Here is a 915-nt window from a genome sequence, read left to right on the forward strand (position 1 = left end):
GTTTTAGTTAATAAAAAAGTCCAATTAGACTAGACTCAAGTTGTAAGTAATTTAAATAGAAAAGAGTCTGATCTAATTGAACTGTCTCAAGCTTAAGCGTTTTTCTCACCATTTACAAGTTAGTTTTAATCGGTTAAATGTGATTTGTCGCTCGCTATATAAGCTTTATGCGCCTGATGGACTTAAACATCGTAAAAATGTTGATCAGACCATGCTTCCTGATAGTTCTATCTTAGCGATGCTCATTTGGCAAACTGAAATTGGAATTGAATCTCAACGAAGATTCTGTAAATTCTTCGTTGGCTTATCTCATTCTCGTTTTAACCGTCGAGCTCGAATGCTCTTGCCTCTAATTCGTTGTATCCGTCAGGCTTGGAATCAAGAAGTAAAGACAGCTGGAGAATTTTTGATTATTGATAGTTTCCCAGTGCCAGTTTGCCAGCCTGTTCGCAATTATCGTGTCAAGATCTTTCGGGGCGTAGCTGATATTGGTTATAAAGCAACCAAGAAAGTCTATTATTATGGCTTCAAGGTCCACGCAATAGTAAGCGATGATGGCTATCTGCTTGACTATGCAGTTACTAAAGCGTCAGTACATGATGCCAAAGAGACAGTAGAATTGATGATCAATGCTCATCCAGCCAACCATTATCTTTTAGGAGATGAAGGTTATTTAGGCAAAAATCTAGCTACTAATCTAAAGCGCATGGGATATGTGCTTTGGACGCCATATCGTAAAAACATGCAAGGAGCTAGAAGGCATAATGATCATCAATTGATGGCAATTAGAAGAAGCATTGAAAGCGACTTTTCTTTGCTTAGTTATTACAACGCTGAGAATAATCGAGCAAGAAGTCCAGTAGGCTTTCAACAGCGGCTAGAAATAGCTATTTTAGCCTATAATATGGCATATTG

General features: G+C 37.9%; 1 protein-coding gene. It reads left to right on the forward strand.

Annotated features, from left to right (window positions below; genetic code table 11):
* Positions 1-76 precede the first annotated feature (76 nt).
* Positions 77-915, forward strand: an 839-nt coding sequence (locus FC57_RS10370) for an IS982 family transposase (protein WP_056990035.1), incomplete at its 3' end; no start/stop codon positions are given.

The sequence above is a fragment of the Lactobacillus ultunensis DSM 16047 genome (genome assembly GCF_001436305.1).
Classification (GTDB): Bacteria; Bacillota; Bacilli; order Lactobacillales; family Lactobacillaceae; genus Lactobacillus; species Lactobacillus ultunensis.